At 75.5% G+C, this 14,571-nt stretch carries 10 protein-coding genes and 1 pseudogene; 7 read left to right on the top strand and 4 right to left on the bottom strand.

All coding sequences use genetic code 11. The features are described from left to right. Positions 1–143: 143 nt before the first annotated feature. The 7 genes from trpC to pyk all read left to right on the top strand — a co-directional run bounded on the left by trpC (position 144) and on the right by pyk (position 12,220). The gene (gene trpC / locus EJA20_RS00395) at positions 144–956 is read left to right on the top strand and encodes an indole-3-glycerol phosphate synthase TrpC (protein WP_129336195.1); all 813 of its coding nucleotides are present in this window, start codon (positions 144–146) and stop codon (positions 954–956) included. A 113-nt stretch (positions 957–1,069) separates the two neighbouring features. Next, a complete protein-coding gene (gene trpB / locus EJA20_RS00390; protein ID WP_129336254.1) occupies positions 1,070–2,338 on the top strand; it encodes a tryptophan synthase subunit beta in 1,269 nt (422 codons plus the stop codon). A gap of 101 nt (positions 2,339–2,439) precedes the next feature. Beyond that, positions 2,440–3,246: a tryptophan synthase subunit alpha gene (trpA, locus tag EJA20_RS00385; RefSeq protein ID WP_240674840.1), complete on the top strand. Its 807-nt coding sequence runs from the start codon at positions 2,440–2,442 to the stop codon at positions 3,244–3,246. Continuing rightward, positions 3,243–4,271 (top strand): prolipoprotein diacylglyceryl transferase, encoded by a 1,029-nt coding sequence (gene lgt / locus EJA20_RS00380; protein ID WP_129336194.1) that lies wholly within the window; start codon positions 3,243–3,245, stop codon positions 4,269–4,271. Before trpA ends, lgt begins: the two co-directional genes overlap by 4 nt. A 328-nt stretch (positions 4,272–4,599) precedes the next feature. Continuing rightward, a complete protein-coding gene (gene gltB / locus EJA20_RS00375) occupies positions 4,600–9,168 on the top strand; it encodes a glutamate synthase large subunit (RefSeq protein ID WP_129336193.1) in 4,569 nt (1,522 codons plus the stop codon). After that, positions 9,161–10,645 (top strand): glutamate synthase subunit beta, encoded by a 1,485-nt coding sequence (locus EJA20_RS00370; RefSeq protein ID WP_129336192.1) that lies wholly within the window; start codon positions 9,161–9,163, stop codon positions 10,643–10,645. The genes gltB and EJA20_RS00370 overlap by 8 nt, the downstream gene beginning before the upstream one ends. A 141-nt stretch (positions 10,646–10,786) precedes the next feature. Next, the gene (pyk, locus tag EJA20_RS00365) at positions 10,787–12,220 is read left to right on the top strand and encodes a pyruvate kinase (protein ID WP_129336191.1); all 1,434 of its coding nucleotides are present in this window, start codon (positions 10,787–10,789) and stop codon (positions 12,218–12,220) included. A gap of 124 nt (positions 12,221–12,344) precedes the next feature. Here the strand turns inward: pyk and EJA20_RS18525 are convergent, their stop codons facing one another. From EJA20_RS18525 to EJA20_RS00355, 4 genes and pseudogenes are all read right to left on the bottom strand, one after another. Beyond that, entirely contained in the window at positions 12,345–12,512 is a 168-nt protein-coding gene (locus EJA20_RS18525; protein ID WP_164983776.1) for a hypothetical protein, read from the bottom strand. 118 nt (positions 12,513–12,630) lie between these two features. Then, positions 12,631–12,969, bottom strand: a complete 339-nt coding sequence (gene uraH, locus EJA20_RS18960) for a hydroxyisourate hydrolase (protein ID WP_205687287.1) — start codon at positions 12,967–12,969, stop codon at positions 12,631–12,633. A 72-nt stretch (positions 12,970–13,041) separates the two neighbouring features. After that, positions 13,042–13,515, bottom strand: a pseudogene (gene uraD / locus EJA20_RS18955) (2-oxo-4-hydroxy-4-carboxy-5-ureidoimidazoline decarboxylase); the annotation flags it as partial. Next, positions 13,512–14,375: a helix-turn-helix domain-containing protein gene (locus EJA20_RS00355; RefSeq protein ID WP_205687282.1), complete on the bottom strand. Its 864-nt coding sequence runs from the start codon at positions 14,373–14,375 to the stop codon at positions 13,512–13,514. The pseudogene uraD and the gene EJA20_RS00355, both read right to left, overlap by 4 nt. Positions 14,376–14,571: the final 196 nt, after the last annotated feature.

Raw genomic sequence — 14,571 nt, 5'->3', positions numbered from 1 at the left:
GGCGTGTCGGGGCCTGCCCCTACGATGACCGGATCGGCGCGCACGCCGTCGGACGGCGGGGAGACGACCCGCCGGCCCGGCGGGCGGGTGCCGCCAGGGGAGGGCACGACGCGGTGAGCGCGCCGCGCGGAGAGGGGGGTCCCATGACCGTTCTGGACGAGATCGTCGCCGGCGTCCGGCAGGACCTGGCGGAACGCGAGGCGGTCACGCCCCTCGAGCGGCTCAAGGAGCTCGCCGCGCGCCGGGAGTCCGCCGGCGCCTGCGTGGACGTCCTCAAGCGCACGGACGCCGTCACCGTCATCGCCGAGGTGAAGCGGTCGAGCCCGAGCAAGGGCGCCCTCGCCACCATCCAGGACCCGGCCGCCCTGGCGCGGGAGTACGAGCGCGGGGGCGCCGCCGCCATCTCCGTGCTGACGGAGCGCCGCCGCTTCAACGGGTCCCTCGACGACCTCGACGCGGTCCGCCACGCCGTCGACGTGCCCGTCCTGCGCAAGGACTTCGTCGTGACGCCCTACCAGGTGTGGGAGGCGCGCGCCCACGGGGCCGACCTCGTGCTCCTCATCGTCGCGGCCCTGGAGCAGACGGTGCTCGAGTCGCTCGTCGACCGGGTCCACTCCCTGGGGATGACGGCGCTGGTCGAGGTCCACGACGAGGACGAGGCGGCCCGCGCGGTCGACGCCGGGGCCCGCGTCGTGGGGGTGAACGCCCGCGACCTGCGCACCCTGGAGGTGGACCGCACGACCTTCCACCGGGTCGCCCCGGCCATCCCCTCCGACGTCGTCAAGGTGGCGGAGTCCGGCGTCCGCGGCCCGCGCGACGTCATGGAGTACGCCCGCGCCGGCGCGGACGTCGTCCTCGTCGGCGAGGCCCTCGTGACGGACGACGCGCCGCGCCAGTCCGTGGCCGACCTCGTCGCCGCCGGCGCCCACCCCTCCCTGCGGGCGGTGCGGCAGTGACCCCCCACGGCACGGCGACCCCCGTGCGCGACGGCCGGCCCACGCCCGAGGGCAGCCCGGCGGGCGCCGGCGCCGACGTCCCGACGACGCCCCCGAGCGCCGCGAGCACGCCCGTGCGCGCCACGGGCCCGCTGGCCACGCAGACGGGCCCGTACTTCGGCGACTTCGGCGGCCGCTACGTGCCCGAGGCCCTCATCGCGGCGCTCGACGAGCTCGACGCCGCCTACCACGAGGCCCGGGACGACCCGTCCTTCCAGGCGGAGCTCGCCCGGCTGCACGCCACCTACACGGGCCGGCCCAACCCGCTGACGGAGGTGCCGCGCTTCGCCGCGCACGTCTCGCCCGGGGTGCGCGTGTTCCTCAAGCGCGAGGACCTCAACCACACGGGTTCGCACAAGATCAACAACGTGCTGGGGCAGGCGCTCCTGGTGAAGCGCATGGGCAAGACGCGCGTCATCGCCGAGACCGGCGCGGGCCAGCACGGGGTGGCCACCGCGACGGCCGCGGCGCTCCTCGACCTGGAGTGCGTCGTCTACATGGGCGAGGAGGACACGCAGCGGCAGGCGCTCAACGTCGCCCGCATGCAGCTCCTCGGCGCGACGGTGGTGCCCGTCACCACCGGCTCGCGCACGCTCAAGGACGCCATCAACGAGGCGCTGCGCGACTGGGTGGCCAGCGTCGACCGCACGCACTACCTCCTCGGCACCGTCACGGGGCCGCACCCGTTCCCCGAGATGGTGCGCGACTTCCACTCCGTCATCGGCGAGGAGGCGCGCGCGCAGGTGCTCGACATCACCGGCGGCCTGCCGGACGCCGTCCTCGCCTGCGTCGGCGGCGGCTCGAACGCCATGGGCATCTTCAACGCGTTCCTCGACGAGCCCGGGGTGCGCCTCTTCGGCTTCGAGGCCGGTGGGCACGGCATCTCCTCGGGGCTGCACGCGGCGCGCTTCTCCGGCGGGAGCCCCGGCGTGCTCCAGGGCACCCGCTCCTACGTCCTGCAGGACGAGGACGGCCAGACCCGCGCCAGCCACTCCGTGTCCGCCGGGCTGGACTATCCCAGCGTCGGGCCCGAGCACGCCTGGCTGCACGAGATCGGGCGTGTGGACTACCGGCCCGTGACGGACGCCGAGGCCATGCAGGCCTTCCGCCTCCTGTGCCGGACGGAGGGGATCATCCCGGCGATCGAGTCGGCGCACGCCCTGGCCGGCGCCCTCGCGGTCGGCCCGGAGCTGCTCGCGGCCGGCCGGCCGGACGGCGGCGAGCCCGTGCTCGTCATCAACCTCTCGGGCCGGGGGGACAAGGACGTCGCCACCGCGGCGGCCTGGTTCGACCTCATCGACGACGAGGAGCGCCTGCACGCGGGCGAGGGGGAGCAGCTGTGAGCACCGCCGTCACCGGGGACGCCCCCGCCGCGCCGGCACCGTCGGTGGTGCCGGCCGCCGGCGCCACCGTCCGGTCCCGCACGGGCGAGCACCTCGACGCCCTGCGCGCGGGCGGGCCCGATCGCGCCGGGCGGGCGGCCCTCGTCGGCTACCTGCCCGTCGGCTTCCCGACCGTGCCGGGGTCCGTGGACGCGGTGCGGGCGATGGTCGACGCCGGTGTGGACGTGGTCGAGCTCGGCATGCCGTACTCCGACCCCGTCATGGACGGGCCGCTCATCCAGCGGGCGGTCGAGGCGGCGCTGGCGGGGGGCACGAAGGTGCGCGACACGCTGGCCGCCGTGGAGGCCACGGCCGACGCGGGTGCCCCCGTGCTCGTCATGACCTACTGGAACCTCGTCCTGCGCTACGGCGTCGACGCCTTCGCCCGCGACCTCGCTGCGGCGGGCGGCGCCGGCCTCATCACCCCGGACCTCGTTCCCGACGAGGCGGGGGAGTGGCTGGCCGCGTCCGACGCGCACGGGCTGGACCGCGTGTTCCTCGTCGCCCCCAGCTCCTCGCCGCAGCGGCTCGCGAGCACCGCGGCCGCGTCGCGCGGGTTCGTGTACGCCGCCTCGACGATGGGCGTGACGGGCGAGCGCGCGAGCGTGGGCACCGGGGCGGAGGGGCTGGTGGCGCAGACGCGCGCGGCGGGCGCCGCCCGGGTCTGCGTCGGTCTGGGCGTCTCGACGGGGGAGCAGGCGGCGCAGGTCGCGGCCTTCGCCGACGGGGTCATCGTCGGGTCGGCGCTCGTCCGTGCGCTGACGGACGCCGCCACGCCGGCGGCAGGGATCACCGCGCTCCAGGGCGTCGTGGCCGGCCTCGCCGCGGGCGTCCGCGGCGCGCACCGGCCCGCGGGCGGCGCCGCATGAGCGTCGCCGCGGCCCTCGCCCCGGTCGTCGCCGCGATCCCCAGCCCGTCGCAGGGCGTCTGGCACCTGGGGCCCCTGCCCCTGCGGGCCTACGCCCTCTTCATCCTCGCCGGCATCGTCCTGGCGACGCTCATCACGCAGCGGCGCTGGGAGGCACGCGGGGGTCACCGCGACCAGATCCTCGACATCGTCTTCTGGGCGGTGCCGTTCGGCATCGTCGGCGGGCGCATCTACCACCTCATCACCTCGCCGGACGCGTACTTCGGCGAGGGCGGCGAGCCCCTGCGCGCGTTCGCCATCTGGGAGGGCGGCCTCGGCATCTGGGGCGCGGTGGCGCTCGGCGCCGTCGGCGCCCTGATCGGGTGCCGGCGCCAGGGCCTGCGCCTGGCGCCGTTCGCCGACGCGCTGGCGCCGGGGCTGCTCGTCGCCCAGGCGGTCGGGCGGCTCGGCAACTGGTTCAACCAGGAGCTCTTCGGCGGCCCGACGGACCTGCCGTGGGGGCTGCGCATCGACGACGCGCACCTGCCCGCCGGCTACGCCTCCGGAACGCTGTTCCACCCGACCTTCCTGTACGAGCTGGTGTGGAACCTCGCGGCCGCGGCGCTCATCGTGTGGCTGGACCGTCGCCGGAGCTGGGGGCACGGCCGCGTCTTCTGGCTCTACGTCGTCCTCTACACCGCGGGCCGGCTGTGGATCGAGGCGCTGCGGATCGACGAGGCGCACGAGATCGCGGGCCTGCGCGTCAACGTATGGGTCTCGCTGGTCGTGTGCGTCGGCGCGCTCGTGGCCTTCGTGCTCGTCGGGCGACGGCACCCCGGCCGGGACACGACGGTGCGCCTCGACGGTCGGCCGCTCGACGCCACGGACACCGACACCGACGCCGCCCCGGACGCCGACGCCGCCGCCGGGCCTGGTGTCGACCCTGCCGCCGACCCCGACGGCCGCGCCGGGGCCACCGCCCTCTCGGCGTCGGACGCCGGGACCGAGGGCCCCGACGGCACGGCGGCGGGACGACCCCGCGCCTGACGCGGCGCCGGCTCCGGACGCCGACCGCCCCCGCCCGGGGCGCGGCGCGCCGGTTCCTCCGCGGCTCGCACCCCTGCGTCCCCCGTGCCGGACCGGTGCCGGACCGGTGCCGGACCCGTGCCGGACCCGTGCCGGACCCGTGCCGGACCCGTGCCGGACCCGTGCCGGACCCGTGCCGGTGGGGCGCTGTGACCCTGCTGACCCGATGCGTGGGACGCCGACGAGGGCCCCTCGCGGTGGCTGTATCGTCGCCCCCACATGTGGGCCGACGACGTCCCCGCGTTCCCCTGCTCGACGGGTCCGTGAGGGCCCCTGTGAGGACGGTGCTATGTCGACGACGTCTGCGGCCCCCGACGGCCCCGCGATGGGTCGTGCCCCGCACGCCCAGGGTCTCTACGACCCCGCGGCGGAGCACGACGCCTGCGGCTTCGCCTTCGTGGCCACGCTGCGCGGCACGCCCGGCCGGGACATCGTGGACGCCGGTCTGACGGCGCTGCTCAACCTCGACCACCGCGGCGCGGTCGGCGCCGAGATCGACTCGGGCGACGGCGCGGGGATCCTCACGCAGATCCCCGACGCGTTCCTGCGCGACGTCGTGCACGCGGACCTGCCGGCGGTGGGCCGCTACGCCATCGGCATGGCGTTCCTGCCGCGCGACGAGGACGAGCGCGCCACCGCGTGCGCCCGCCTCGAGGCGCTGGCGGCCGAGGAGAAGCTCGACGTCCTGGCCTGGCGCGACGTGCAGGTGACGGCCGACCTCGTCGGCCCCACGGCCCGCGCGTCCATGCCGTTCTTCCGCCAGCTCGTCGTCGCCGACCCGGCCCGCGAGCTCTCGGGCCTCGACCTCGACCGGCGCACGTACCGGCTGCGGCGGCGCGCGGAGCACGAGCTCGGCGTCTACTTCGCCTCGCTGTCCTCGCGCACGCTCACGTACAAGGGCATGCTCACGACCGCGCAGCTCGAGCCGTTCTTCGCCGACCTGTCGGACCCGCGCTACGCCAGCGAGCTCGCGCTCGTGCACTCGCGCTTCTCGACGAACACCTTCCCCTCGTGGCCGCTGGCCCAGCCCATGCGCCTCATCGCGCACAACGGCGAGATCAACACCGTCCGCGGCAACCGCAACTGGGTCGCCGCGCGCGAGGGGATGATGGCGTCGGAGGCGCTGGGGGACCTGGCCCCGCTGCGCCCGTTCTGCACGCCGGGCGGCTCGGACTCGGGCTCCTTCGACGAGGTGCTCGAGCTGCTGCACCTGGCCGGGCGGAGCCTGCCGCACGCGATCATGATGATGGTGCCCGAGGCGTGGGAGAACCACGCGACGATGTCGCCCGAGCGCCGCGCGTTCTACGAGTACCACTCCACCCTCATCGAGCCCTGGGACGGGCCGGCGGCGCTCACGTTCACGGACGGCACGCTCATCGGGTCCCTCCAGGACCGCAACGGCCTGCGCCCCGGGCGCTACTGGGTGACGGAGGACGGCCTCGTCGTGTGCGCGTCGGAGGCCGGCGTGCTCGACCTCGACCCGGCCACCATCGTCACGAAGGGCCGCCTCGAGCCGGGCCGGATGCTGCTCGTCGACACGGGCACGGGCCGGATCGTCCCCGACGAGGAGGTCAAGGGGCAGCTCGCGCAGCAGCGGCCCTACGCGGAGTGGATGCGGGAGAGCTCGGTCTACCTCGAGGACCTGCCCGAGCGCGACCACGTCGCCCACTCCGCCGCGTCCGTGCGCCGCCGCCAGCGCGCCTTCGGGTACACGGAGGAGGAGCGCAAGATCATTCTCGGCCCCATGGGGGCCACGGGGGCCGAGCCGCTGGGCGCCATGGGGTCCGACACCCCGGTCGCGGTGCTCTCGCAGCGTCCGCGCCTGCTGTTCGACTACTTCACGCAGATGTTCGCGCAGGTGACGAACCCCCCGCTGGACGCGATCCGCGAGGAGCTCGTCACCTCCATCGGCGGTGCCATCGGCCCCGAGCCGAACCTGCTGGCCGACGGGCCGGAGCACGCGCGCAAGCTCGTGCTGCCCTTCCCTGTCCTCGACAACGACCAGCTCGCCAAGATCGTCCACGTCCAGCGCGAGCCGCGGCACGGCTTCCGCGCGACGACGATCCGCGGCCTGTACCGGGCCTCCGGCGGCGGCGAGGCCCTCGAGCAGCGGCTCGAGGAGATCTTCGACGAGGTCGACGCGGCCATCGCCGACGGCGTGAGCTTCCTCGTGCTGTCCGACCGCAACTCCGACGCCGAGCTCGCGCCCATCCCGTCGCTGCTGCTGCTGTCGGCCGTGCACCACCACACGCTGCGCCGGCACACCCGCACGCAGATCTCGCTGGTGGTCGAGGCGGGCGACGTGCGCGAGGTCCACCACGTCGCGCTGCTCATCGGCTACGGCGCGGCGGCGGTCAACCCGTACCTCGCGATGGAGACCGTCGAGGACATGGCCCGCTCGGGCTACATCGACATCGCCCCCGAGAAGGCGGTGGCCAACCTCATCAAGGCGCTCGGCAAGGGCGTCCTCAAGGTGATGTCGAAGATGGGCATCTCCACCATCGCCTCCTACCGCGGCGCGCAGGTGTTCGAGGCCATCGGCCTGTCGCAGGCCCTGGTCGACCGGTACTTCACGGGCACGACGAGCCGGCTGGGCGGCATCGGCCTGGACGTCGTCGCCGCCGAGGTGGCCGCGCGCCACGCCGACGCCTACCCGGCCTCCGGCAACCGGCTGGCCCACCAGCGGCTCGCCTCCGGCGGGGAGTACCAGTGGCGCCGCGACGGCGAGGACCACCTCTTCGACCCCGAGACGGTCTTCCGCCTCCAGCACGCGACGCGCTCGCGCCAGTACGACGTGTTCCGCGAGTACACGGACCGCGTCGACCAGCAGGCCGAGCGCCTCATGACGCTGCGCGGGCTGCTGCAGCTCAAGGAGGGCGTCCTGCCGCCCGTGCCGATCGAGGAGGTCGAGCCGGTCTCCGAGATCGTCAAGCGTTTCAACACCGGGGCGATGTCCTACGGCTCCATCTCCGCCGAGGCGCACGAGACCCTGGCGATCGCGATGAACCGCCTCGGCGCGCGCTCGAACACGGGCGAGGGCGGCGAGGACGCCGAGCGCCTGCACGACCCCGAGCGCCGCTCCGCCATCAAGCAGGTGGCGTCCGGCCGCTTCGGCGTGACGAGCGAGTACCTCACGTTCGCCGACGACATCCAGATCAAGCTCGCCCAGGGCGCCAAGCCCGGCGAGGGCGGCCAGCTGCCCGGCCACAAGGTGTACCCGTGGATCGCGCGGACGCGGCACTCGACGCCCGGCGTGGGTCTCATCTCGCCGCCCCCGCACCACGACATCTACTCCATCGAGGACCTCAAGCAGCTCATCCACGACGTGAAGAACGCGAACCCCCGGGCGCGCGTGCACGTCAAGCTCGTGAGCGAGTTCGGCGTCGGCACGGTGGCGGCGGGGGTCGCGAAGGCGCACGCGGACGTCGTGCTCATCGCCGGCCACGACGGCGGCACGGGCGCGAGCCCGCTGACGTCGCTCAAGCACGCCGGCACGCCGTGGGAGATCGGCCTGGCGGAGACGCAGCAGACCCTCGTGCTCAACGACCTGCGCGACCGCGTGTCGGTGCAGGTCGACGGGCAGCTGAAGACGGGCCGCGACGTGCTCGTCGGGGCGCTGCTCGGCGCGGAGGAGTTCGGCTTCGCCACGGCGCCGCTCGTCGTGTCGGGCTGCATCATGATGCGCGTCTGCCACCTCGACACCTGCCCCGTCGGCGTCGCCACCCAGAACCCCGAGCTGCGCGCGCGCTTCACGGGCAGGCCCGAGTTCGTCGTGACGTTCTTCGAGTTCCTCGCCCAGCAGGTGCGCGAGGGGCTGGCCGCGCTCGGCCTGCGCAGCCTCGAGGAGGCCGTCGGCCGCGTCGACCTGCTCGACGCGCGGCGCGCCGTGGACCACTGGAAGGCGGCCGGGCTCGACCTCGCCCCCGTCCTCGCCGCGCCGGAGCCCGCGCCGGGCTCGACGCTGCACCGTTCGCGGTCGCAGGACCACGGCCTGGACCGGGCCCTGGACCAGCGGCTCATCGCGCTGAGCGCCGACGCCCTCGAGCGCGGCGAGCCCGTGCGCATCTCCCTGCCCGTGCGCAACGTCAACCGCACGGTCGGCACGATGCTCGGGCACGAGGTCACCCGCCGCCACGGCGGCGACGGCCTGCCGCCCGGGACCATCGACGTCACGCTGACCGGCTCGGCGGGCCAGTCCTTCGGCGCCTTCCTGCCGCGCGGCATCACGCTGCGCCTCGAGGGCGACGCGAACGACTACGTCGGCAAGGGGCTGTCCGGCGGGCGCGTCGTCGTCCGGCCGGACCGCAGCGCACAGCTCGCGCCGCACCGGCACGTCGTGGCGGGCAACGTCCTCGGCTACGGGGCGACGGCGGGCGAGCTCCTGCTGTCCGGCCTCGTCGGGGAGCGCTTCGCCGTCCGCAACTCGGGCGCGACGTTCGTCGTCGAGGGCGTGGGCGACCACGCGCTGGAGTACATGACGGGCGGCACCGTCCTCGTCCTGGGGCCCACGGGCCGCAACCTCGCCGCGGGCATGTCCGGCGGCGTGGCGTACGTGCTCGACCTGGACCGCGGGCAGCTCAACCTGCAGTCCGCCGCCGGCGAGGTCGGCCTCGACCCCCTGGACGACGAGGACGCCGCGACCGTCGAGCGGCTGCTGCGGCTGCACGCGGAGGAGACGGGCTCGCTCGTCGCCGAGGCGCTGCTGTCCGACGCGGCCGGCTGGCGGCACCGCTTCACGCGGCTGCTGCCGGAGGAGTACGCCCGGATCCGCCGTGCCCTGGCGACCGCCGCGGAGCGCGGCATGGACCCCATGGCGCCGGGCGTGTGGAACGAGATCCTGGAGCTGGCGCATGGCTGACCCCCGAGGCTTCCTCAAGGTCCGGGAGCGCGAGCTCCCGCCGACCCGGCCCGTGCCGGTGCGGCTCATGGACTGGTCGGAGGTGCACGACCACCTGGCCGTCCGGCCGTCGCAGGACCCGACGATCGGCCGCCAGGCCGGCCGCTGCATGGACTGCGGCGTGCCCTTCTGCCACAACGGGTGCCCGCTGGGGAACCTCATCCCCGAGTGGAACGACCTCGTGTGGCGCGGGCAGTGGACGGACGCCATCGAGCGCCTGCACGCGACGAACAACTTCCCGGAGTTCACGGGGCGCATCTGCCCGGCGCCGTGCGAGTCGTCGTGCGTGCTGGGCATCAACCAGCCCGCGGTGACCATCAAGCAGGTCGAGGTCTCGATCATCGACGAGGCCTTCGCGGCCGGCCGCGTGACGCCCCAGGTGCCGCAGCGCCTCACGGGGCACACCGTGGCGGTCGTCGGCTCCGGGCCCGCGGGCCTGGCGGCGGCGCAGCAGCTCACCCGCGCCGGCCACACCGTCGCCGTCTACGAGCGCGACGACGCCATCGGCGGCCTCCTGCGCTACGGGGTGCCGGACTTCAAGCTCGAGAAGCACCACATCGACCGCCGGCTGGCGCAGATGGAGGCCGAGGGCACGCGCTTCCGGCCCGGGGTGCACGTGGGCGTCGACATCTCGTGGGAGGCGCTGCACGCGCGCTACGACGCGATCGTCGTCGCCACAGGGGCGACGGTGCCGCGCGAGCTGCGGCTGCCCGGGCGCGAGCTCGTGGGCATCCACCCGGCCATGGAGTTCCTCCAGCCGGCCAACGCCGTCGTCGCCGGGCGGCTGGAGCGCACCCCCATCTCGGCCGAGGGCCTCCACGTCGTCGTCATCGGCGGCGGCGACACGGGCTCGGACTGCGTCGGCACGGCCCTGCGCCAGGGCGCGGCGTCGGTGACGACGCTCGCCATCGGCAAGCGGCCGCCGGAGGAGCGCCCCGCGGACCAGCCGTGGCCGGTCGACCCGGTCGTCTACGAGGTGTCGTCCTCGTACGAGGAGGGCGGCGAGCGCCAGTACCTGGCCTCGACCGTGGGATTCGTCGGGGGCGAGGGCGACGACGCGGGCCACGTGCGGTACCTGCGGCTCGCGGAGACGGAGTACCGCCCGGACGGCACCCGCGCGCCGCGGTCGGGCACGGAGACCGACGTCCCCGCCGACCTCGTGCTCATCGCGATGGGCTTCACGGGGCCGGAGACGGAGCACGCGGTCGCGCAGCTCGGCCTCGAGCTCACGCCGCGGGGCTCGTTCGCCCGCCGCGACGACTTCGCGTCCTCGCGCCCGGGCGTCTTCGTCGCCGGCGACGCCGGGCGCGGGCAGTCGCTCATCGTGTGGGCGATCGCCGAGGGCCGGGCCGCCGCCGCCGCCGTCGACGAGTTCCTCTCGGGCACCACGGAGCTGCCGGCCCCCGTGCGGGCCAGCACGACGGCCCTGCGCCCCTGACCCCGGGGGTACCCGACCCCTCCGCGCCGCCGGCGCCCTGCCCGCCCCTCCCCGGGGCCGGGCACGGTACCGGCGGCGCGGGCGTCTCGCCCCGGGACGTCCGGCCCGGTCGCAGGGCCGCGGTGGCTTAGGCTCGGCCCCATGCGTAGAGCCAAGATCGTCTGCACCATCGGTCCGGCGACCGAGTCCCCCGAGCAGATCCAGGCGCTCGTCGACGCCGGCATGGACGTCGCCCGCCTCAACCGCAGCCACGGGGACACCGAGGTCCACAAGCGCGTGTACGACAACGTCCGCGCCGCGGCGCAGGCGTCGGGCCGCTCGGTCGCGGTCCTCGTCGACCTCCAGGGCCCGAAGATCCGCCTCGGCCGGTTCACCGAGGGCAAGCACGACCTCCAGGTCGGCGACGTCTTCACCATCACGACCGAGGACGTGCCGGGCACGAAGGAGCTCGTCTCCACGACGCACAAGGGCCTGCCGGGCGACGCGCGCGTCGGCGACCCGATCCTCATCGACGACGGCAAGGTCATGGTCCGCGTCACGGCGGTCGAGGGCCCCCGCGTCGTCACCCGCGTCGAGGTGGCCGGGCCCGTCTCGAACAACAAGGGCCTCAACCTCCCCGGCGTCGCGGTGTCCGTCCCCGCGATGAGCGACAAGGACGAGGAGGACCTGCGCTGGGCGCTCCGGACCGGCGCGGACTTCATCGCGCTGTCCTTCGTCCGGACCGCCGCGGACTACGACGACGTGCGCCGGATCATGGAGGAGGAGAACCGGGTCGTCCCGGTCATCGCCAAGATCGAGAAGCCGCAGGCCGTCGACAACCTCCAGGAGATCGTCGCGGCCTTCGACGGCATCATGGTCGCCCGCGGCGACCTGGGCGTCGAGCTCCCGCTGGAGCAGGTGCCGCTCGTGCAGAAGCGCGCGGTGGAGCTGGCCCGACGCAACGCGAAGCCGGTCATCGTCGCCACGCAGGTGCTCGAGTCGATGATCACCAACCCGCGCCCGACGCGCGCCGAGGTGTCCGACTGCGCCAACGCCATCCTCGACGGCGCCGACGCGGTCATGCTCTCCGGCGAGACGTCCGTCGGGGACTACGCCATCGAGGCCGTCCGCACGATGGCGCGGATCGTCGAGAACACGGAGGAGCTGGGCCGGGAGCGCATCGCGCCGCTCGGCTCCACCCCCCACACCCGCGGTGGCGCCATCACGCGCGCGGCGGCGGAGATCGGCGACAACCTCGGGGTCAAGTACCTCGTGACCTTCACGCAGTCGGGCGACTCCGCACGCCGCATGTCGCGCCTGCGCTCGGCCATCCCGCTGCTGGCCTTCACGCCCCAGACGTCGGTGCGCAACACGCTCTCGCTCTCGTGGGGCGTGCAGACGTACCAGGTGCCCCACGTCGAGAACACGGACGCCATGGTCCAGCACGTCGACGAGACGCTGCAGCGCTCCGGGCTCGCCCAGCCGGGCGACTACGTGGTCGTCGTCGCCGGCACCCCCGTGGGCGTCGTCGGCTCCACCAACACGATCCTCGTCCACAAGATCGGCGACGAGAACGAGCGGGGCCGCATCGCCTGACCCCCACCGGGGGGCCGACGGTCGGCACACGCACGACGAGGGCCCCGGGGCAGCTGCCCCGGGGCCCTCGTCGTCGTCCTGCCGCGTGCCGGGCCCGTGGTCGGACCGGCACGGTCGCGGCGTCTCAGGCGCCGCGCGGGTTCAGCTGGTCCGGGTCGGCGTCGGGGTCGCCGGACGCGTCGGAGACCTCGCCGGACGCCGCCCCGCCCGTGCGCGGGTTCAGCATCCCCGGGTCGCCGTCCGGGTCGTCGTTCGTGGTGGTGGGCGTCGGGTCCTCGGGCTGCGTGCTCATGCCCTCGAGCGTGGCACCGGCGGGGCGCGCCCGCACCCGGAGACGGGCCTGCGCACCCACCTGGCGACGGGCCGGGGCCGGGCGTCCCCGACCGTCGGCCCCAGCGACCGCGACCGGCTCAGCTGCCGCGGTAGGTGGAGAAGGCGTAGGGGCTGAGCAGCAGCGGGACGTGCAGGTGCGCGGGGCCGCCGTCCGCGGGGGCGACGACGGCGAACGCGACGGTCACCTCGGGGTAGAACGTGTCGACGTCGAGGGCGGCGTACCAGGCCCCGGTGCCGAAGACGAGGGTGTGCGTGCCGGGGCCGAGCGCGGCGGGCCCGAGGGAGCGCACCCGGCCGTCGGCGTCGGTGGCGCCGCTGCCGAGCACGGTGCCGTCCGGCCCCAGGAGGCGGACCGGCACGCCCACGGCCGGGCGCCCGCGCGCGGTGTCGAGGACGTGCGTCGTCACGTGGCTCACGGCCGGGGCGGGCGGGGGCGCCGGCGACCCGGCCGGGGGCGCGGCGGCCCCGTCGTCGAGGGCACCCTCCAGGCGCAGGAGCGCGATCTCGCGCAGCTGGTCCAGCGCCTCGCGGACCTCGTCGTCCGGGTCGGCGACGAGCCGCCGCTCGAGGAGGGACAGGATCTCCTGCGGCGTGCGGCCGGCGGCGCGCACGAGGAAGACCCGGCCGAAGCGCTGCTCGTAGGCGGCGTTGCCCTCGGCGATCGCGTCCGTCACGGCCGGATCGGCGCCGGCGACGGCGGCCTGCTCGCGGCGGGAGGCGCGGGCCTCGTCCCCCTCGCCCTGAGCGCGCTGCCCGATCCGCGGGTGCCGCTCGAGCGCGGCGGCCAGGTCGTCGCCGTCCCACCCCCGGGCGAGCGCGTCCGCGGCCGCGCGCACCGCCGCGAGGTCCCCGTAGGGCCGCCCGGCGACGACCGCGTCCACCCAGCGCGGCACGTGCGCCCAGACGTCGACGACCGCGCGGGCCTCGGGCTCGGGCAGGGCGTCGAACGCGGTCACCCTCATCCGGGGCTCCTCTCGGTGCTGCTCTCGGTGCTGCTCTCGGTGCCGGACCCAGGGCCGGACCCAGGGCCGGACCCAGGGCCGGGCCCAGGGCGGGTGGGGGTGCCGGCCTCTGCGCCGGTGCGGCCGCGTCCCGGGTGGACGATGAGCCACGTCGCCACGGCGGTCCGGGCGCCGCGGTTGCTCAGGCGGTGCGGCGTCGTGCAGGCGTAGGAGATGGAGTCGCCCGCGCGCAGCACGACGCGCTCCTCCGGCAGGTCGACCGTGAGCTCGCCCGCGGTGACCGTGCCGATCTCGTACCCGTGGTGGGCGGTGAGCTCGTCGGCGCCGCCGCCCGTGGCGCCCGGGGGGTAGGTGGACTCGAAGAAGTCGACGTCCCGGACGGCGCCGGGGGACAGGCGGCGGAAGGTGACGCCGCCCGAGAGGGTGACGGCGGGCTGCTCGACGGCCCGGCGGACGACGGCGTGGCCCGCGTCGAGCAGGCCCGCGTCGCCCGCGGCGGCGGACGCCCCGCCGGCGGGGACGTCGGCGGGGAGGACGAGCGCGCCCGTCGCGGGGCCGAGCACGTCGACGAGCGACGCGTCGAGGGCCGTGACGAGCGCGAACAGCCGGTTCACCGAGGGCCGGAGCACCCCCCGCTCGATCTGCGACACCGCGCTGGCCGAGATGCCGAGCCGCCCGCCCAGCGCGCGGACGGTGAGCCCGGCGGCCTCGCGCAGCTCCCGGAGCCGCGCCCCGAGCAGCTCGGCGTCGAACCCGTCGAGGCCCTGCTCCGCGACCACGAGGGCGTCGGGGGCCGGCCCGGACGTCCCGCCCGCCGCCGTGCCCGTGCCCGTGCCCGTCCCCGTGCCCGTGCCCGACACCCTCGTCACCGTCCCTCCGCGCGTGCGTCCTCGACCGCGATCCTCGCCGCCGCGGGGTGGCCCGGGGCGTGCGCCGGGACCGCGACCCACGACCGACCCCCAGAGTTCACACGACCGAAACCGGCGCAGTGTTGTGAAGTCATAGATTCACGCCCGACGGGCGGACGCCAACCGCCCCGTCCCCCGCGGCCCCGTC

It is taken from the genome of Cellulomonas endophytica (assembly GCF_004123805.1).
In the GTDB taxonomy this organism is placed as follows: Bacteria; Actinomycetota; Actinomycetes; order Actinomycetales; family Cellulomonadaceae; genus Cellulomonas; species Cellulomonas endophytica.
This window is presented reverse-complemented; position numbering and strand designations above follow the sequence as displayed.